A 19,513-nucleotide genomic window follows, 5' to 3' on the forward strand; every position below is an offset into this window, starting at 1 on the left:
TAATAAGGTATCTTCACCTGAATAAAATAGGGTGTAAGAAGCGAACGCAGGGAACTGAAACATCTAAGTACCTGCAGGAAAGGACATCAACCGAGACTCCGCAAGTAGTGGCGAGCGAACGCGGACCAGGCCAGTGGCAATTGAAGTTAAAGCGGAACATTCTGGAAAGTTTGGCCGTAGCGGGTGACAGCCCCGTACGCGTAGATACTTTGATTGTCCTAGAGTAGGGCGGGACACGAGAAATCCTGTCTGAACATGGGGAGACCACTCTCCAAGCCTAAGTACTCGTGCATGACCGATAGCGAACAAGTACCGTGAGGGAAAGGTGAAAAGCACCCCGACAAGGGGAGTGAAATAGAACCTGAAACCGGATGCCTACAAACAGTCGGAGCCTGAAAGGGTGACGGCGTACCTTTTGTATAATGGGTCAACGACTTAGTGTAACAAGCAAGCTTAAGCCGGTAGGTGTAGGCGCAGCGAAAGCGAGTCTGAATAGGGCGATTTAGTTTGTTGCATTAGACCCGAAACCGAGTGATCTAGCCATGAGCAGGTTGAAGGTTGGGTAACACCAACTGGAGGACCGAACCCGCATCTGTTGCAATAGATTGGGATGACTTGTGGCTAGGGGTGAAAGGCCAATCAAACTCGGAAATAGCTGGTTCTCCGCGAAATCTATTTAGGTAGAGCGTCGATCGAATACCCCCGGGGGTAGAGCACTGGATGGGCTATGGGGACTCACCGTCTTACTGATCCTAACCAAACTCCGAATACCGGGGAGTACTAATCGGCAGACACACGGCGGGTGCTAACGTCCGTCGTGAAAAGGGCAACAACCCTGACCTCCAGCTAAGGTCCCCAAGTCATGGCTAAGTGGGAAAGGATGTGAGGATCCCAAAACAACCAGGATGTTGGCTTAGAAGCAGCCATCATTTAAAGAAAGCGTAACAGCTCACTGGTCTAAATAAGGGTCTTTGCGCCGAAAATGTAACGGGGCTGAAGCCATGCACCGAAGCTGAGGATGTGTAGCAATACACGTGGTAGCGGAGCGTTCCGTAAGCCTGTGAAGGGACAGTCGTGAGACATCCTGGAGGTATCGGAAGTGCGAATGTTGACATGAGTAACGATAAAGAGGGTGAGAGACCCTCTCGCCGAAAGACCAAGGGTTCCTGCTTAAAGTTAATCTGAGCAGGGTTAGCCGGCCCCTAAGACGAGGCGGACACGCGTAGTCGATGGGAACCACGTTAATATTCGTGGGCCTGGTGGTAGTGACGGATTGCTCAACTTGTAAGGTCTTATTGGATTGATCTTGCAGGGACGCGGTTCCAGGAAACAGCTCCACCGTATAGACCGTACCCGAAACCGACACAGGTGGTCAGGTAGAGTATACCAAGGCGCTTGAGAGAACTATGTTGAAGGAACTCGGCAAATTGCACGCGTAACTTCGGAAGAAGCGTGACCCCATTTTACGCAAGTATGATGGGGTGGCACAGACCAGGGGGTAGCGACTGTTTATCAAAAACACAGGGCTCTGCGAAGTCGCAAGACGACGTATAGGGTCTGACGCCTGCCCGGTGCTGGAAGGTTAAAGGGAGAGGTGCAAGCTTTGAACTGAAGCCCCAGTAAACGGCGGCCGTAACTATAACGGTCCTAAGGTAGCGAAATTCCTTGTCGGGTAAGTTCCGACCTGCACGAATGGCGTAACGACTTCCCCGCTGTCTCCAACATAGACTCAGTGAAATTGAATTCCCCGTGAAGATGCGGGGTTCCTGCGGTCAGACGGAAAGACCCCGTGCACCTTTACTATAGCTTTACACTGGCATTCGTGTCGGCATGTGTAGGATAGGTGGTAGGCTTTGAAGCGGGGACGCCAGTTTCCGTGGAGCCATCCTTGAAATACCACCCTTATCGTCATGGATGTCTAACCGCGGTCCGTTATCCGGATCCGGGACAGTGTATGGTGGGTAGTTTGACTGGGGCGGTCGCCTCCGAAAGAGTAACGGAGGCGCGCGATGGTGGGCTCAGACCGGTCGGAAATCGGTCGTCGAGTGCAATGGCATAAGCCCGCCTGACTGCGAGACTGACAAGTCGAGCAGAGACGAAAGTCGGTCATAGTGATCCGGTGGTCCCGCGTGGAAGGGCCATCGCTCAACGGATAAAAGGTACGCCGGGGATAACAGGCTGATGACCCCCAAGAGTCCATATCGACGGGGTTGTTTGGCACCTCGATGTCGGCTCATCGCATCCTGGGGCTGGAGCAGGTCCCAAGGGTTTGGCTGTTCGCCAATTAAAGCGGTACGTGAGCTGGGTTCAGAACGTCGTGAGACAGTTCGGTCCCTATCTGCCGTGGGTGTAGGAATATTGACAGGATCTGTCCCTAGTACGAGAGGACCGGGATGGACATATCTCTGGTGGACCTGTTGTCCTGCCAAGGGCATAGCAGGGTAGCTACATATGGAAGGGATAACCGCTGAAGGCATCTAAGCGGGAAACCCACCTGAAAACGAGTGTTCCCTATCAGAGCCGTGGAAGACGACCACGTTGATAGGCCGGGTGTGGAAGTGCAGCAATGCATGAAGCTTACCGGTACTAATAGCTCGATCGGCTTGATCGTTCTCATTGACCATGCTCATCAAGGCGCCAAAGGCGCTGATGACCATCGATACGTGTTCAAAACAAAACACGAGTGACAAATCACTCCTGTACCAGCTTCTCAAATAGTTGCGCTTCGCTGACCTGGTGGTTATGGCGGGGTGGCTGCACCCGTTCCCATTCCGAACACGGCCGTGAAACGCCCCAGCGCCCATGGTACTTCGTCTCAAGACGCGGGAGAGTCGGTCGCTGCCAGGTCTGCGAAACGCAACTAACAATCTTCTCAACACGAAACAAACGGCCCTCAGCCAATCAAAACGGGCCGCCCTCAAAGCGGTCCGTTGCGCTTTAAACACAGAACAGAAATATAACGCGGGGTGGAGCAGCCCGGTAGCTCGTCAGGCTCATAACCTGAAGGCCGCAGGTTCAAATCCTGCCCCCGCAACCAAAATTGACAACCAATTCAATGGGCTTCGAGGAAACTCGGAGCCCTTTTTGCGTCAAAAAGCACATAGAACATCGTAACCGCCCGGTTGCCAGTAAGCGATGCATACACCCCATCTGGCGATGGCAGGTCAACGGGTTTATCCGTGACAGAGCGATCCAGGAATTAGCTCAGGGTGTGAACTTCTATGTCTGCTACTGTGTCTGATCATAGAACCTTCCATATGATTGAGGCCGTCGCCGGCCCATTGGAAGGAGCTCCGCGACAAGTGCGGCGACATTGGTCGAAACTTCAAGGCACAGGCTGTGGCCGAGACGGTGCAGCCTGGAGCGAGCGTCTCGGCAGTAGCACGCCGACTTGGTGTTGATCCGTCACAGTTGTTCACGTGGCGTCGCATTGCCTGGCAGAAAGCCATGTCTTTGCGGTCGAAAGCCGAGAAGGGGCAGCAAGCTGCCCAAGCGTTCCCATCTTCCACAGTCGACATCATCATCGGTGATGCGGTAATCCGCACGGGTGCCGAGATCGATGAGGCTCATCTTGCTCGGGTGATCCGTGCGGTGCGCTCCGCATGATCCCCGCCGGTGCGAAGGTGTTTCTGGCAAGCCACCCCATGGACTTCCGCAAAGGTCCCGATAGCCTTCTGTCGCTGGTGCGCGATGCCGGTAATGATCCGTTCAACGGCTCGCCCATCGCGATTGCTGGGTGGGTCTTACCCGGTATGTCGGTTAGGCGGCATCACTCCGGCCAGCACGGTGCGAACAATTGTGTCGGCCGCGATGTCGAAGTCAGCGGGCGTAAGTTTGCCGGTGTTCAACGCGTCGCAGGCGAGCGGCTCGAAATCGCTGTAGAACTGCGTGGCAGCCCACAGAATGATAAAGAAATGCCGTGGGTTGATCATTGCCATGCGTCCCTCGCTCATCCACTGCTCCAGAATCGCGGCGTGCCTATCCGTCGCCAGACGCATGTGAGCGCGATCCTTCTCGCTTAGAAAGCGAGCACCGTGAATGATCTCACTTGCAAAAAGCCGGGATTCGCGCGGATAGTTCCGCGTGTATTCCAGCTTCACCCTGACGTAGTCGCGCAGTGCTTCCGCGGGCTCCCGGTCGGCACGCAGGCTGGACAGGGCGTCGTCCCAGCCTGCGATCAGGTTCGCGATAATGGCGGAATAGACCTCCTCCTTCGAGGCGAAATAGTAATAGATGTTAGCCTTGGGAAGTCCGGCCAGTTCCGCGATTTCGGCGATGCGGGTACCGTCGAAACCTTTGCGGGAGAAGACGTCGGTCGCCACGTGGAGAATGATCCTCATGTTGCGCGCGCGGATCTTCTCGTCGAGTTTGTCAGCCGTCCGGCTCTTGGGCATGCTCTGGCTCATCCTTCTTGCCGCTTACGTGATTTTCAACCGACCGCAGCAATTAAAAAAAATTGACGACTTGGTCAGGTTACCTCTAGCTTGCGCGGATAACAACGACCGGTCCGGCAAGGCAATCGGCGATCCGCTCGATCTAGGGAGCGACACCAACTCAATCTCCGGAGCCGAATGATGACCTTCGACCTTCTCGTCAAGAACGCCAACCTTCCCGATGACCGGACCGGCATCGATATCGCCGTCTCGGGCGGGAGGATCGCCGCCGTCGAAAGCGGCATTACCGCCGAGGCCGGCCGCGTCATTGATGCCGGCGGCAAGCTTATCACCGCACCTTTCATCGATATCCATTTCCACATGGACGCGACGCTGTCGCTCGGGACGCCGCGACTCAATCGCTCCGGGACGCTTCTTGAAGGCATCCAGCTCTGGGGCGAGCTGAAGCCGCTGCTCACCAAAGAGGCGGTTATCGAGCGTGCGCTGCGCTATTGCGACCTCGCCGTTTCACAGGGGCTGCTCGCGGTCCGCAGCCATGTGGATGTCTGCGACGACCGACTGGTGGGCGTCGAGTCCCTGCTCGAAGTGCGCGATCTCGTGAAAGACTATCTCGACCTGCAGCTCGTCGCCTTTCCGCAGGACGGCTTCTTCCGCTTGCCGACCGCGTCGAAGAACCTCGTTCGCGCGCTCGACATGGGGGTCGAGGTGGTCGGCGGGATCCCGCATTTCGAGCGGACCATGGAAGATGGGCGGCTGTCGGTGAAGGCACTGTGCGAACTCGCGGCCGAGCGCGGCCTGATGGTCGACTTGCATTGCGACGAGACCGACGACCCGATGTCACGGCACATCGAAAGTCTCGCTTACGAGACCCAGCGCCTGGGCCTCAAGGGTCGCGTTGCCGGCTCGCACCTCACCTCCATGCATTCCATGGACAATTATTACGCCTCGAAGCTGCTGCCGCTGATCGCCGAGGCGGAAATCCATTGCGTGCCGAACCCGCTTGCGAACATCGTCCTGCAAGGCCGCCACGACACCTATCCGAAGCGGCGCGGCATGATGCGGGTGCCAGAACTGATGGCGTTGGGCGTCAATGTCGCCTTCGGCCAGGATAGCTGCATGGATCCTTGGTATTCGTTCGGCAGTGCCGATATGCTGGAAGTTGCCCACATGGCCGTGCATACCGGTCATATGACTGGCCGTGAGGCGGTGAAGGCCTGCTTTGCGGCGATCACCGAAAATCCCGCCAAGGTCTTCGGCCTCGAAGGCTATGGCCTCAAACCCGGCTGCAATGCCGATTTCGTGCTGCTTGAAGCCCGCGACGCGATCGAGGCCGTGCGGATGAAGCCTAACCGCCTTGCGGTTGTTCGTCGCGGCAAGGTGATCGCCGAGACGGCGCCCCGCACGGCCAGCCTTTCGATCGAAGGCCGGCCGGCGACCGTCGAGCCCTGGCGCTACGCGCCGGTGGAGGCTTCAGCGACGTAAGGATGAGAACGGCGGCGGCTCAGAAATTGCCCATCGAGCCGCCGTCGTTCCAGGCGTAGATCTCCCAAAGCTCATCATCTGGACCGGCAAAATAAGCGCCGCGGGCGTTCCAGACATAATCGTTGGGTTCGCTGTAGAAACGCACGCCCTTTTCCTTCAGCTCTGCATAGGCCTCGTCCACCACTTGCGGCGAGGGTACCCGCACCGCGATGCAGGCCTTGTGCGGTCCTTCCGCCTTGGCGTTCGGCACCCCGGTATTTTCGCTCAAGTGGTCGATCTCCCAGCAGGCGAGCGTCAAGCCGGCGCCGTTGAACTCGGCAAAACCCTCGGCGCGGCGATTGAGTTCGAAACCGAGCTTGCCGACGTAGAAATCGATCGAGCGCTGGGTGTCCTTGACGAGAATACAGATGTCGGTGATCGCGTGGGATTGAGCAAAGGTCATGGCGGGGCGATTCTTTCAGTCGGATGTTGACAGGCGGCCGGTAACGACCGGCCGGCGTTCAGGCCGGTGACGGCCGACGAGGATGGCCGCGGAAATCGCCTCGGCCGCCGTGGCGAAGGCGGCTTCGCCGCGGCAGTGAAGGATGCAGAGCGGCTCACCTTTCTCAACGACGTCGCCGACGTGCACGATGCCGGTCAGGCCGACGTCGTGATCAAGCGCGTCGCTGGCGATCTTCCGGCCGGCGCCGAGCCCGACCATGGCAAGACCGACCGCATAGGCGTCGACCTTCCTGACGAAACCCGAAGTGGGCGAGGGAAGAGGGGACACGAACGGTGCCGGAGGAAAATAGCTGTCGGCGTTCTCAACGAGATCGGCCGGGCCGCCGAGCGCCGCCACCATCCGGCTGAAACGCTCGAGCGCAGAGCCCTGTGCCAGCCGCTTCTCGAGCATGGCGGCCGCTTCTTCGGTGGAAGCGGCAAGGCCGGCCATGGCGAGAATTTCGGCGGAAATATCCATCACCAGCGCCCGCATACGCGGTTCCTGACGGCGGCCGGCGAGAAAATCGATCGCCTCGCGCAGCTGCAACCGGCTGCCAATCGCATCCCCCATCACCTCGTCCATCTCGACGATCGGCGCCACCATGGGCAGGCCGGCGAGGCGCGCGACCGAAATCAGGCTTCCAGCCAGTTCGTCGGCATCCGCATAGGTCGGCATGAAGGCCCCGGAGCCATAGTTGACACTCATGACGAGGCCGGAAACACCCGAAGCGAGCTTCTTCGAGAGGATCGAGGCGGTGATCAGCGGGATCGATTCCACCGTCGCGGTGACATCGCGGACGTAATAGATCGCCGCATCGGCCGGCGCTAGCTTCGTCGTCGGGCCGATGATCGCGACCCCGGCATCCATTACCGCCTGGCGGAACATTTGCGTGGAGGGGGCAATTGAAGCGCCCGGTATCGCCTCCATGAGATCGACCTCGCCACCGGTGTGGCCCAGACCGCGAGCCGAGATCATCGGCATGTGGATGCCGCAGGCGGCGACCAGCGGCGCGAGGATCAGGCTCACCTTCTCGTCACCTGTGCCGCCGCTCGAATGTTTGTCGATGATCGTGCGAGGATCGATGCCGGCACCGGTCCAGTCGATCACCTCGCCGGAATCGCGCATCGCGAGCGTCAGCGCCGCAGTCTCCTCCGGCGCCATGCCGTTCAGGAAGCAGGCCATGGTGAAAGCGGCGATCTGCGCCTCGGAGACCTCGCCGGCGCCGATGCCCTCGACGAAGCGGCGGATGTCCGCTTCGGAAAGGCTCTCGCCGTTCCTTTTGGCGCGGATGATCTGGGCGGGGAGAAAGACCGACATCGCTCAGCCTTCGCGGCGGTTGACGCCGGGCCAGAGCGGCAGATCGCCCTGGTAGCGGCTCATGCCGATGTCCTGGATCGTCGCGCGCCGATACATTTCACGCATGTAGGGTTCGAAGCGGGCGTTCAGCCGCTCAAGTTCCTCATGCTCGGCCAGATAGGCCGGCAGAAGCTCGCGCAGTTCCGCGAAAATCTCCGCCTCATCGATGGTGGTGAGCCTGTTGTCCTCGACGACGACCTGACCATTGACCATCACCAGACGGATGTTCGATCCGTTCTCGCAATAGACGAGATGGTGGTCGAGCCGGTTCATCGGCATGTAGTCGTAGCCTGTGATATCGAGCATGATCAGGTCGGCGCGCTTGCCGACTTCCAGCGAGCCGGTCACGGCATCGAGCATCGCCGTGCGAGCGCCGCCGATCGTGGCGGAGCGGAGCACCTCGGCCGCCGTCACCCAGCGTTCGGTATCGGGCGCGGCGATGTCGTGAAGCAGGGCTGCGAACCGCATCACGTCGAAGATGCGGGCGGTGTCGTTGCTGGAGAGCCCGTCGGTTCCAAGCCCGACATGCACGCCGGCATCGAGCAGCCGGCGGACGGGCGCGATGCCGGAACCGAGCTTCAGGTTGGAAACGGCGTTGTGCGCGACCGAGCACCCGGCCTCTCTCATCATGGCCATGTCTGCGTCGCTAACCCAGATCGAATGGGCGATGGTGGTATTGGCCGTCAGCACGCCAATATCCTTCATGTAGCGGATCAAGCTTCTGCCGTAGAATTCCGGCCCGGTGACCGCTTGCGTCTTCGTTTCCAGCACATGCGTGTGATAGGGCACGCCCTTGTCCCGGGCCAAGTTTACGCAGGCCTGCATCATCTCCACCGAGCAGCGCTGCGGGGCCGAGGCCGAGACCATGAAGCCGAGCCGGCCGGCGCGGCCGTGCTGCGAGCCGAAGACGTCGGCGCAATAGGCCATGTAATCGCCCGCGGTGATCGAGGGGCCATCGACCTCATCCTGTAACGCGGCGGGCATGATCTCCCGGAGATAGGGCATGGTGTCGAAGACATGCCTGTCGATGACGCAGTGGGAAATGTTGGCCCGGATGCCGGCGTCATCATATGCATCGAAGACGCGGGTGAGGCGAGCGATGTCAAAGCCCGGCGGATCGAAAAAGTCGTCGACCAGCGTCGTGACGCCGCCTTTCAGCGATTCCATCGCCGTCAGCAGGCTGCGCAGATACAGCAACCGTTTCGGGATCGGACCTTTCATCAGGATCGGATAGGAATAGAGCATCCAGACTTCGAGCGGCGTGCCCTGGTAGCGCCCCTTGAAGAAAGTCTCCGAGGAATGCAAATGGGCGTTGATGAGGCCGGGCATGATCAACCGGCCGGTCGCGTCGACCACCCGGGCGTCTGCGGGAGCCGCGAGATCCCGATCGACCGCCGCGATGCGGTCGCCTTCGACGAGCACATCGCCTGAGAACGGCGTCGTGCCATGGGTCTTGTCCATGGCGAGAATGGTGGCATTCTTGAATAGAAGCGTCATTGCGTATGCTCTAGCTTTGTTTGTCGGGCCTGCCGACCAGAAGCGGCAGCAGCACGAGTTCGAGGCCGATGAGGACGAGGCAGGAAATGCCGAAGACGATCGTGCCGATGGCGTTCAGCGACGGATCGATCGCGGCGACGAGAACGGAATAGATGGCGACCGGCAGGGTCGGCTGGAACCCGGAGACGAACCAGGCGATGATGAACTCGTCCAAGGAGAAGGTGAAGGCGAGCAGCCAGGCGCCGAAGATGCCGGGCAGGGCAAACGGCAGCACCACCTTGGTGACCGCCTGCCATTCGGTCGCGCCGAGATCCCATGCTGCCTCTTCCAGCGCCGCCGGCATCTGGGCGAGCCGAAGCTGGATGATGGCGAGCGCCGGCGCGGTGATCAGCACGACGTGGGTCAGGAAGACCGCGAACAGCGTTCCCGACAGATGCAGCCGGGCGAGCAGGCCGAGGAAACCAACACCGAGGATCAGCGGCGGAATGAGGATCGGCAGGGTCACCAGCGCCAGGAACGTCGTCTTGCCGCGGAAGGTGAAGCGGTTGAAAGCGTAGGCTGCGAAAAAGGCGATGACCGTCGCGACTGTCGCGGCCGCCGGCGAAACTACTATCGTGTTGCCGAGCGCCTTCAGCAGCGTGCCGTCGGAAAACAGCTTATCATACCATTGCAGCGTGAAGCCCTGCAGCGGAAAGCCGGGGAAACGGTTCTTCTGGAAGGAGAACAGCACCAGCACGACCAGCGGCAGAAACATGAAGGCATAGGCGAGGCCGAGCCAGAGGCAGCCGGCAAGGATCCACGGGTTGCGGCGGTAAGGAGCGGAGTTCACGAAGTCCTCCTGTGTGCACGGTCGGCGGCGACGAAGCCGAACGCCAGGGCAAGAACCATGACGGCGATCAGGATCGTCGCAAGCGCCGACGTCCGCGGTAGGTTGGTGGAGCTCGAATAGTCGGACATGATCATCGAAGCATAGGTGGGCAGCTTGCCGATGATCGAGGCACCGGCGCCGCCGCCCAGCAGATTGCCGGAGAGCGCGTCCCCGAGCGAGACGATCACGGCGAAGCTCGCCGCCGTCAACAGCCCGAAACGCGACAAGGGCAGGATCACGCGGGTGAAGGCCTGCCAGCGCGTGCAGCCCAATTCGCGCGCCGCCTCGATCAGCACCTTGTCGATGGCTAAGATGCTGACATAGAGAATGACGATCAGGATCGGCGCGAGATAATGAATGAGGCCGATGCGGGTGGCGATCTGGGTATAGATGATGTCGATCCGGTAGTCGGAAAGCCCGACCTGTTTCAGCACCGAATTGATCACGCCGTTGCGTGACAGGATGGTTTGCCAAGAATAGAGGCGCAGTACGTAGCTTGACCAGAACGGTGCGATGGCCAGCAGCAGCGCCAGCCGCTGCCAGCGGCCCGGCACGGCGAAGGCGATCGACAGTGCCACCAGGTAGGAGAGGGTGGTCGCAATCGCCGCCGTGGTGATCGCCACCCAGAGGGACTGGACGAGCGCCAGGCCATAGCGCGATTTCGAAAAGAAGCTCGCGAAGATTTCTGCGTAGTTGCCGAAGGAGAAGGCAGGGATGGCCTGGAAATTCTCGACCCGCCAGAATCCGATCCACAAGAGAAAGGCGAGAGGCAACAGGAACAGAACGGCCAGCCACAGGCCGAGCGGCGCGAGAAAGAGGATCTTGAGCGGGCTGTCGTTCGGCGTCTTCAGCCGCTTGGAGGGGGAGGCGGTGTTCGTCATGCGGCTCCCCGGATCAGCGAGGCGTTTTCAGGCGAGAACCAGGCCGAAGCCGGGCGGTTGATCTCGACGGCGAGAACCTGCGGCACGGTCATCTTCACTTCGGTGCCGTCAACCAGGTCGAGCAGGTACACATTGTGGGAGCCGGCGTATTCACGGCCTCGCAAGGTGGCGTCGAGGCGGTTTTCGCCGGCAACGCCGGTGGGGGCCGGCGACAGCTTGTCGGCCTGCACCACCACGAAGACCGGGGTGCCGACTGGCGGCGAATCGTCGGTCCGGACCTCGACCTGGCCATGGCCGCAATGGACGATGACGCGATCATGCGCGACTTCCTGGATGCGCCCGGCAAAGAGATTGTTGGTGCCGACGAAGCGGGCGACGAATTCCGTCTTTGGCCGGGCATACATCTCCTCGGGCGCGTCGATCTGCTCGATTTTCCCCTTGTTCATGACAACCACCCGGTCGGCCATCGAAAAGGCTTCGACCTGGTTGTGGGTGACGTAGATGAAGGCCATGCCGAGCTGCTGCTGGATGCGCCTGAGCTCTCCCTGCATGCGGATTCTCAAATGGGCGTCGAGTGCCGAGAGCGGCTCGTCGAGGAGCAGAATTTCCGGCTCGGTGACGAGCGCGCGGGCAAGTGCCACGCGTTGCTTCTGCCCGCCGGAGAGCTGGCTGATCTTGCGCCCCATGAGATCGGTGAGGCCGACCAGCTCGGCCATGGCCCTTACCCTGCCGGCGACGACCGCTTTGTCGTGCGGCTTCAATGTCAGGCCGAAGGCTATGTTGCCGGCGACGTCAAGGTGCGGGAAGAGCGCGTAGTTCTGCCAGACAAGCCGCGTCGAGCGCAGGTTGACGGGCAGGTTGGAGACGTCCTTGCCGCGGATGTGCAACTGGCCGGAACTGGCGGTCTCCAATCCGGCGAGAATGCGCAGAAGCGTAGTCTTGCCACAGCCGGACGGACCCATGATGGCCACGAACTCGCCGCGACCGACCGTCAGATTGATGCCGTCGACCGCGACGAAATCATTGAAACTTCTCGTAATCGCGACGAGTTCGAGATCTGGGGGCGTTGTCGAGGCGATGGTCATGGAATATCCTGGAAACGAGGAAGGTGCGCCCCGCACTCGCGGGGCGCCTGGGCGGCGGAAGGCGATCAGGCCGTCTTGAACTCGTTGAAGATGTCGATCCACGCCTGTTCCGGCTGGTTGGCCGGCAGGCCGCGCGGCATCGAGTGGTCGATCAGCGTCTCGACAAGCATCTTGCCGGGGTTTTCGGGGTCCGGAACGTAGGACAGCAGCTTCTTCTGGTCGTCGTCCCAGTAGTCCACGATCTTCATGTTCGGGCCGCGCGCCTTGAAGGCCTTGGTATAGACGAGCTTCGACTGCACCTTGGGCGAGGTCATGTACTTGACCCACTCCATGGCGAGATCCTTGTTCTTCGACGCCGAGCAAACGCAGGCCACTTCCTGCCAGCGAATGCCGCCCTGCTTGGGAATCGTCGAAGAGAAATTGTCGTAACCGGCCAGCTTCAGGTCGATATCGAGGTCGCCGGTCGGCGAGGCGACGATGTCGCCGGCAAGCATCGCCTGCGCGATCGGCTGGTTGGAAGAACCGAACATGCCGATCTGCGGCCGCAGCTTGGTAAGGAATTCCTTGACCTTGACCAGCTGGTCGTCGGTGATCGCGTAAGGTGTCTGGTTGCCGGGATTGACGGCGAGGCTGGCATTGCCAAGGTTCGGCAGGTACCAGTCGAACATGCCGATCTTGCCGGCGTATTTCGGATCGAGCAGAGAATTCCAGTCCGCCGCCTGTTCCGCCGACATTTCGTCCGTGTTGTAGGAGATGCCGTAGAAGGAGAAGCGCGTCGGGATCCCGTAGACGGTGCCGTCGGTCTCGCCCTTGGTGGGTGCGAAATCGCGGAACTTCGGATGGTAGTTGGCAAGCTCCGGAATGCCGTCGGTCTTGTAGGCTTCGATCGCCTTGTTCGCCTTCAGCTTCTGGACATACTCGGCGTCCGAAATGATTGCGTCGAATGTGCCGGGCGGCGTCTGGGCGAAGAACTGCAGCATCTGTTCGCCGCCGATGTAGATCTTGAACTCCACCTTCGTCTTATGGAGATCCTCGAACTCGGCGATGACATCCCTCTCTTCGTAACCCGGCCAGCAGAGAACGCGCAATGGCTCGGCGGCCTGTGCCTGCCGTGAGAATATGGTGAAATTCCCGAAGGCGGCGGCCGCGGCAGCGGCGGCCGTAGCCCCCAAAAGCTTGCGGCGCGAAATCTCTGTTTGATTGGACGTATTCGTGGTGTCTGGCAGGCGAGGCTTATTTGACATGTCGTTCCCCTGATGGCGATGGTTGGCACCGATCAGAGAGCAGCAAGTTCTATGCCATGTGATTATCTGATTGATTTAATTGGGTTGTGCTTCTTTTGAGAAAGGTAGCCTTGGAACGGCCAAGGTCAAAAACTGACCAAATGGTCAATTTTTTGACAGTTGTAGAATCATCTGCCGAATACCGACGAGGATCGGTGCTCCGGTCCGCGCGGGGTTTTGCGACGCTACCGAATTATGATGACCAAATCGCTCGGTGAATGTGTCACGACTTGAGCCCGCGCATGAGGCCTCATCGCAAATGGTCGGGCCTCGCTAATGGGAGCATAAGGATTGCGCTGCCACTAAAGATATCAATTCACCCATTTGGGCATCGTCTCCTCAAATCCCTTGAAGACGACAAATTTTACAAGCGTCTGTGCCATCAGGCCCCCGCAACCACTGATACCGACACTCCCGTGAGCCCAGCTCCGGGAGTTTTGTTTTTTGTAGCTTTTCCAATGGCGTGGCGCTCGACCCAATTGAGAATCGTCCCAGTTCGCCGTGCAGCGTCGCGTCGATTTGGCCGCGTTCCGGTCCCGGCGTCAGCACGATCTTCTCGATCAGCATGCGCAATGCCTTCGCCGCTTCTTGCCGCTCGTCGGACCGATTCAAAGCCCCGGTCAGCTTCGCGATCTTCTTGGCGCAAATCGCCGAAGCCGCAGGGAGAATGTCCGGCGTGTCCTCGGGTGCGTCGGCGAGATGGCTTGTTAGCTCGGCCTTGCGCGCTTCAAGCGTATCCATCTCGGCATCTCTGCCTTCATGCTCGCATGGAACATGCCGTCCTTGATGGCTTCGATGATGCCCTGGATCTGCTTCTCGAGAACGCCTTCCTCGTTCAACGTCCGTGCAATCCTGCGCGGCGCGATCCCGGGTTGCGCTCTACAGAAATTCGCGTGCGGCGCGCCCGTCATTGTTGTCGCCGAGACGTTCAATCAGATCCGAGTGGGGCGCAATCCAACCGCGCGCTCCCTCATCGTCTCCGCGTTCGCGTAGGCGCCGCGCCAATTCGATTGATACCCGCAGCTGGCCCATTGCGGAATGCTGAGAAGCCGCGACGTCATTGGCGCGGCGCAGGATCTTTTCTGTTTCGACTGGGCCTATGCCGCAACGACTACGAATTCCGGCCTCGATCTTCAAAATTTCGGCGAGCTGGAAGTAACTTCCGTTGCAGCGTCCGATCTCAAGAGCTGCGGCAATCGCTTTCTCGGCCCCATCCAACCTCCCAGCTAGCGCGGCGCATTCCGCGTAGAGACCGATTAAATAGGGCAGTCCCATTTCGGCTCCTGTTTGGCGAATGGCGGTGATCGCATCATCCATCTGCCGCAAGCCGGCTTTCCGCTCATCGAGCGAAAAACGGGCCCAACCGATCTGGAAAGCGGCTTGACCAACGAAAAGCGGAAGCTGGAACTCCTGAGAAATCTGCAGCTCGCGCTCGGCCGCCTCTAGCGCGTACTGGGGCTCTCCGGCAAACATGTGCAGGTAGCCCAGGCCCCAATATGCCAGAGCCGTTGTCAGTGGATGCTGAAAACGTTCCGCAAGCCCGATCGATTGGTCGCACCGCAGCCGGGCGGTACTTGGATTGCCGGAAAGCCATGCGGAAAGACCGGCGACACAGCGGCTGCACACACCCGGATCGTGGCCGGAGTATAGATACGTCAGCTGATGGTCGCGATCGGGATCATATCGACCGACCCCACGCTCGGCATGCTTGAGCGCATTCGAGACGTCACCCAGAAAGAAATTATTGGACCAGAACATGTGGGCGGTTTCGATCTCGAGACCGGGATCGGAGCGCCCCTTGACCAGGTCGGCGCATCGGCAGGCGAGCTCCTGTGCCGCCGCTGGCTTTCCACTGATCATGTAGTACTGCGCGCGACCGCGCAGCGTCGTGAACAGGCGTGACTGGTCCCCTATTCTCTCGCAGAGCACCTCCGCACGTTCGAATGCCGAAAGGACTTCTCTCGAACCCCAGCCCCGCGCCGCCATGAGAGCGACGCCTTTGGCGAGCTGAAACTCAATTTCGCGCCTTTCTACCTCCGTAATGTCGCGATTGCCCGCCAGTAAACGGATTCCAAGATCCAGGTGAGCCAGCGCAGTGGTATGCGCCGAACGACGGATCGCCTTCCAGGCCGACATCAGCAGATAAGTGGCGGCTTCTTCCCAAAGGCAGCCCTCCTGCGCATGCCGCGCCAAGCGTTCAGCATGCTCCTCGATTCTGTCTGCATAATACGCCTTGAGTTCCGCCAGAGCCGCCCGATGGAGGCCAACGCGTGCGGGCGCGACGATTCGCTTGGAGATCGAATTGCGGATCAGCGTATGCTTGAAGCGGAGGGACACTTCCGGGAAAACCTGCACTTCGATGAGTAAATCTGCTTTCTTTAGAACCTGCAGAGCGGCAGCGAAGCGCGGTCCTGGCAAAGCCGCCAGTTTCTGCAACAGCACTGCTGGGACTTCGCCTCCAAAAATCGACGCAACTTCGGCCACACGTTTGGCGTCGGCGTCGAGGCGCTCGAAACGGGCGTCGATGACCGAATGTATACTCTCAGATATGACAATCTCGAACTCGCCGGCAGGTTGATAGCGGCCTTGCTCGCCCTTTAGTTTGCCGGTCTCGGCAAGCGCGCGGACGGTTTCCTCGAGAAAGAGCGCGTTGCCCTTGCATACCTCCGCCAGATCGGCGCGCAGACGATCGAGTCGCGGATCTTTGCCGAGAAGGTAATCGAGCAGCTCGGCGGTCTCGGCCGCGCTCAGCGCCGAAAGCCGAATTTCCACCGGCCCCGCAGTCGCAAACGCACTGCGGTCATATTCCGGTCGACAAGTCAGGATGAAGAGAATTCGACCGGTGGAGCCCGCTTCCGCCAACCGAATCAGGATCGCCTCGCTCTCGAGATCGATCCACTGCAGGTCCTCGACAAGAAGGACCAGAGGGTTGGCATTTGCGAGAAACAGCAGCAGCGCCACCACGGCCTCCTGCATTCGCCGCGATCGCTCCTTTGCGGGAATTCCCGCCCAGATCGGATCCTGTGCCGGCAATTCCATTACCGCCATGATGGGATCGAGCAGACGTGTGTCAAAACGGCGCTCGCTTTGCGCAAGTAACACCTTTTCAACCGCGGCCGCCGGCGCCTCTGCCTCATCCACTCCGAACAGCCCCTGCAAGACTTTTCGGATCACGACAAAACCATTCTGAAGATCGGTTTCCAGCGCACCTGCTTCCAGGCTCTCGACTTCGCCTTGCGGAATTGCGCCAACGAATTCATGCGTCACGCGTGACTTGCCGAGCCCGGGATCACCGACAACGATCACGGTCTGGCCTTCGCCGCCGTGCGCTTCGCGCCAGGCCTTGTTGAGGATTTGCAAAGGCATCTCTCTCCCTATGAAGGGTGAGAGCTGCCTACGGGACCGCAACTGCCAGCGCGAGCGGCCGCGATTGATTTCGAGGACCTCGTAAACACGCTGGTCGTTCGAAAAATCAGATAGGGTTCGCGGCTCTGCAGGTTTCATGCTGACAAAACCACCGGCCAAAGTATGCGTTCGTTCGGTCGCCACAACGAGATCCCGGCGTAGGGTTTTGCTCAGGGCGCTGGCGATGCTCACCGGTCCGCCGCGCACTTCGAGCGCGCTTGCTCCGAGCACGCGCGCCGGACCGACGATCACGACGCCCGTATCTATGGCTATGCGGATCCTGGTCACGGGTTGGGGCTCACTCCGTGCCGTCTCGCGCAGCTTGAGCGCAGTTCGGCAGGCGAGCACGGCATGGCCTTCTTGGGCGTCGGGCGCTCCGAACGACGCAATGAATTCGCTGTCCGTGGTGCTGAGCACCGTCCCGCCATTCGCTCTGACTAACTCAACAGCCTTCAAGAGCAGAGAATCGATGATTTCAAGTGCTTTTTCCGGGGAGAGTTCTTCCGTGGTCGGAACCGGACTGACGAAGACCGCAGACAGGATCGTCGCGTAGCGCCTGGTGCGCTTGTCGATCGGACCGATCTCTTTGGTTTCGAACACCTGGTTGGCGAAACCCATGGCCTCCCTTATGAATTCCTGAAACGCCGGCTCCCCGGCCATCAAGATATGATTGGAACTGTCCAACTCCACGAAGCGCGCCCCCGGGATTTCACTGGAAAAAGCCAGACCACCAGACAGGGGCGCTACCCGATCGCCTCGCGCATGCAAAACCAGTGTCGGCAAACGCAAATCTTTGAGCCGGGCAGACACGTCGATGTCGGCGAAGGCATTGGACAGTCGCCATGCATTTTCTGGTGTGAGCGTCCGCAACTGCAATTCATTGAACCAGTCCATCTGCATGCGGTTCGCGCCAGGAATGAACAAATTGGTGAATAGCTGACGGAATATGGGATCGTCCTGGCCCCAACCCTGGCGAATGAGGGCTGCGATCGCTTCGCGCCGCCCGATTTCGTTCGCATCGCCGCGTGCGCGCCATCCTCGAACATAGCCGCCGTAAAGGATGAGCCCGGCGACCCTTTCGGGGTGTCGGGACGCGAATTCAACCGATAGAGCGCAGCCTTGCGAAATTCCAAGCAGGACGAATTGTCGGATACCGGCGGCATCGACGACACACTCCAGATCAGCAATGAACGCCTCCAATGAGGTATCCTGCGCCGCGGTGTCGGACAGCCCGTTTAGGCGCCCATCATATCTTACCAGGGTGAAGCCGTCCGACAGTGCGTCGATCCAATGACCCCAAACCGGGCTCTCCCAATCGAATTCAAGATGCGACATCCAGTGTGTTGCGCGCACGATCGCCGGACCAGAACCGCTGACGGCATAGGCGATCCGTGTGCCGTCACTTGAGGTTGCATAGCGCATCGACTGCGTCCTTGCGCCAATCCCGAGCGATGGAACGGCCGTCCAGTTAGCGGAAGGCAACTCCGCTGCGGCTTCACTCGCCGATCGGGCCGCGCTGTCCGTTAGGTCTGCCGACGCGACTTGCGTGACCGATCTGGTTGCCGCCGTCTGACGTGCTCGGTCGTTGATCCTGGTTATCTCCTTTGCGAAGTCCTCCTCGGGAAGCAACTTCTGGAGAGTATGCATGTAGGACAACGCCCGCCCCGGTTCGTCGCCGAGACGATCGATCAGGGTTCGAAGCGTCTTTAGGTGCAGGATTTCCAGCTCGTTGGAACAATAGACCCGCCATGCCTCGAAGGCCGGACAGTGCGGGAGATACAAATCGGCGAGAAACGGCCCTGTGAACGCGGCGGCGATTTCTCCGAGCTGTTCGGTCGTAAGCCCACCAATTGTTTCGGACGAAAGACCCCTGACCAGTTCGTAATCGAGAACAAACGTTCTCGGTTTCAAATGCGCGAAATTGCGGTCGGCCTGCAGTCGCTCCTCGCCGTCTGCATTAAGGATCTGGCGCAGCTTCGATAGGCTCCATCGAAGCGCACCGCGGGGATCGTCCGGGACATCCCAAAACAATTCGCAAAGCCGCTCACGGCGCTGCGGCTTTCCGAGTACCGCAAGATAGGCGAGCAGCGCCCTGGTTTTCCGCGATTGCGGTAGCGAAATCGCTGCCTTATCCCGGTAAACTAAAAAATCTCCCAGAACCGTGATGGCGATATCCACGTTGGCCGCCGATCTTATATTTTATTAGCGAGAACACCTATTGGTCTAGCATTCCAATCGGCAACAATGCGCTTTGCAGCCACGTCTTTGCAACCGAATTTGCGGCACAGTGTTCAAGCCTTGGGGGGATCGGCTCCTTTTCAGGAAGAATTCGATTGCGCGTGGCGGTATGCGGCGGTGATTTCTGCGGCTGCGTGAAGGCGGTTATGTCCTTCTCCATTGAAGCAAGAAGGACGCCTGGCGTCCTTCTTCTTGTCCTGGCCGTTCATCACTTAGCGTTTGCGTGTGATGCCGCTGCTGTATCGGCTGAAATTGACGACGCGGTCGATGTGTTCCCGCACCGTTTCGAGAGAAGGGCCCTTGCGAATGTCTTCCCACTTGAAGGACGACGGGCGAGCATATGTACCGAATGAGATGTTCATGGTTGGCTCCAATGATAAGGCAGCGGTTCTTCCGCGACATTCAAAGCATGCGGCCACGGCGTTGTACCCAGCGTTTGCGCGAGCATGGGAAACGGTATTTCGCAAATATTGAAGAAGGCATGGACCGAGGTTCCGTCTTGGCAGCTGCTGCCGACAGCAGCGTTCATGTTCAAGAACATTG

At 59.6% G+C, this 19,513-nt stretch carries 15 protein-coding genes, 1 tRNA gene, 2 rRNA genes and 1 pseudogene (1 of these 19 only partly in view); 7 read left to right on the forward strand and 12 right to left on the reverse strand.

From position 1 onward, the window contains the following. The 5 genes and pseudogenes from ACZ9BX_RS18140 to ACZ9BX_RS18160 all read left to right on the forward strand — a co-directional run. A 23S ribosomal RNA gene (locus tag ACZ9BX_RS18140) occupies positions 1 to 2,611 on the forward strand (it extends 359 nt beyond the left edge of the window). A gap of 121 nt (positions 2,612 to 2,732) precedes the next feature. Then, positions 2,733 to 2,847 (forward strand): 5S ribosomal RNA (gene rrf, locus ACZ9BX_RS18145). A gap of 113 nt (positions 2,848 to 2,960) precedes the next feature. Next, positions 2,961 to 3,037, forward strand: a tRNA-Met gene (locus ACZ9BX_RS18150). Between the two features lie 290 nt (positions 3,038 to 3,327). Beyond that, positions 3,328 to 3,429 (forward strand): annotated as a pseudogene (locus ACZ9BX_RS18155) (transposase); the annotation flags it as partial. Positions 3,430 to 3,447: 18 nt separating this feature from the next. Then, a complete protein-coding gene (locus ACZ9BX_RS18160) occupies positions 3,448 to 3,606 on the forward strand; it encodes a hypothetical protein (protein ID WP_476220088.1) in 159 nt (52 codons plus the stop codon). Positions 3,607 to 3,743: 137 nt separating this feature from the next. Here ACZ9BX_RS18160 and ACZ9BX_RS18165 read toward each other — a convergent pair whose 3' ends face one another. Then, positions 3,744 to 4,394, reverse strand: coding sequence for a TetR family transcriptional regulator C-terminal domain-containing protein (locus ACZ9BX_RS18165; RefSeq protein ID WP_476219353.1), 651 nt, complete (start codon positions 4,392 to 4,394; stop codon positions 3,744 to 3,746). Between ACZ9BX_RS18165 and ACZ9BX_RS18170 the strand changes: the two genes are divergently transcribed. Together ACZ9BX_RS18170 and ACZ9BX_RS18175 are read left to right on the forward strand one after the other, a co-directional pair. Next, positions 4,393 to 4,575 carry a hypothetical protein gene (locus ACZ9BX_RS18170; protein ID WP_476219354.1) on the forward strand — a complete coding sequence of 61 codons (183 nt, stop codon included), beginning with the start codon at positions 4,393 to 4,395 and terminating at the stop codon, positions 4,573 to 4,575. The genes ACZ9BX_RS18165 and ACZ9BX_RS18170 overlap by 2 nt on opposite strands. Further along, entirely contained in the window at positions 4,575 to 5,876 is a 1,302-nt protein-coding gene (locus tag ACZ9BX_RS18175) for an amidohydrolase family protein (protein ID WP_476220061.1), read from the forward strand. The genes ACZ9BX_RS18170 and ACZ9BX_RS18175 overlap by 1 nt, the downstream gene beginning before the upstream one ends. A 19-nt stretch (positions 5,877 to 5,895) precedes the next feature. Here ACZ9BX_RS18175 and ACZ9BX_RS18180 read toward each other — a convergent pair whose 3' ends face one another. The 11 genes from ACZ9BX_RS18180 to ACZ9BX_RS18230 all read right to left on the reverse strand — a co-directional run bounded on the left by ACZ9BX_RS18180 (position 5,896) and on the right by ACZ9BX_RS18230 (position 19,332). Further along, complete coding sequence (locus ACZ9BX_RS18180; RefSeq protein ID WP_476219356.1) at positions 5,896 to 6,318, reverse strand: VOC family protein; 423 nt, start codon at positions 6,316 to 6,318, stop codon at positions 5,896 to 5,898. Positions 6,319 to 6,333: 15 nt separating this feature from the next. After that, entirely contained in the window at positions 6,334 to 7,674 is a 1,341-nt protein-coding gene (locus tag ACZ9BX_RS18185; RefSeq protein ID WP_476219358.1) for a thymidine phosphorylase, read from the reverse strand. Positions 7,675 to 7,677: 3 nt separating this feature from the next. Beyond that, positions 7,678 to 9,210, reverse strand: coding sequence for an amidohydrolase family protein (locus ACZ9BX_RS18190; RefSeq protein WP_476219360.1), 1,533 nt, complete (start codon positions 9,208 to 9,210; stop codon positions 7,678 to 7,680). Positions 9,211 to 9,220: 10 nt separating this feature from the next. Then, positions 9,221 to 10,039, reverse strand: a complete 819-nt coding sequence (locus ACZ9BX_RS18195; RefSeq protein WP_476219362.1) for an ABC transporter permease — start codon at positions 10,037 to 10,039, stop codon at positions 9,221 to 9,223. Continuing rightward, positions 10,036 to 10,959, reverse strand: coding sequence for an ABC transporter permease (locus tag ACZ9BX_RS18200; RefSeq protein ID WP_476219364.1), 924 nt, complete (start codon positions 10,957 to 10,959; stop codon positions 10,036 to 10,038). The genes ACZ9BX_RS18195 and ACZ9BX_RS18200 overlap by 4 nt, the downstream gene beginning before the upstream one ends. Then, on the reverse strand, positions 10,956 to 12,044 hold the full coding sequence (locus ACZ9BX_RS18205; protein WP_476219366.1) for an ABC transporter ATP-binding protein: 1,089 nt from the start codon (positions 12,042 to 12,044) through the stop codon (positions 10,956 to 10,958). The genes ACZ9BX_RS18200 and ACZ9BX_RS18205 overlap by 4 nt, the downstream gene beginning before the upstream one ends. A 65-nt stretch (positions 12,045 to 12,109) precedes the next feature. Next, positions 12,110 to 13,288, reverse strand: coding sequence for an ABC transporter substrate-binding protein (locus ACZ9BX_RS18210; protein ID WP_476219368.1), 1,179 nt, complete (start codon positions 13,286 to 13,288; stop codon positions 12,110 to 12,112). A gap of 378 nt (positions 13,289 to 13,666) precedes the next feature. Then, entirely contained in the window at positions 13,667 to 14,068 is a 402-nt protein-coding gene (locus tag ACZ9BX_RS18215; protein ID WP_476219370.1) for a hypothetical protein, read from the reverse strand. Continuing rightward, complete coding sequence (locus ACZ9BX_RS18220) at positions 14,035 to 14,166, reverse strand: hypothetical protein (protein ID WP_476219372.1); 132 nt, start codon at positions 14,164 to 14,166, stop codon at positions 14,035 to 14,037. The genes ACZ9BX_RS18215 and ACZ9BX_RS18220 overlap by 34 nt, the downstream gene beginning before the upstream one ends. A 40-nt stretch (positions 14,167 to 14,206) precedes the next feature. Continuing rightward, positions 14,207 to 18,154 carry an alpha/beta fold hydrolase gene (locus ACZ9BX_RS18225; protein WP_476219375.1) on the reverse strand — a complete coding sequence of 1,316 codons (3,948 nt, stop codon included), beginning with the start codon at positions 18,152 to 18,154 and terminating at the stop codon, positions 14,207 to 14,209. Between the two features lie 1,028 nt (positions 18,155 to 19,182). Beyond that, positions 19,183 to 19,332, reverse strand: coding sequence for a hypothetical protein (locus ACZ9BX_RS18230; protein WP_476219377.1), 150 nt, complete (start codon positions 19,330 to 19,332; stop codon positions 19,183 to 19,185). Positions 19,333 to 19,513 lie beyond the last annotated feature (181 nt).

The sequence above is a fragment of the Rhizobium sp. USDA 3886 genome, from assembly GCF_056279785.1.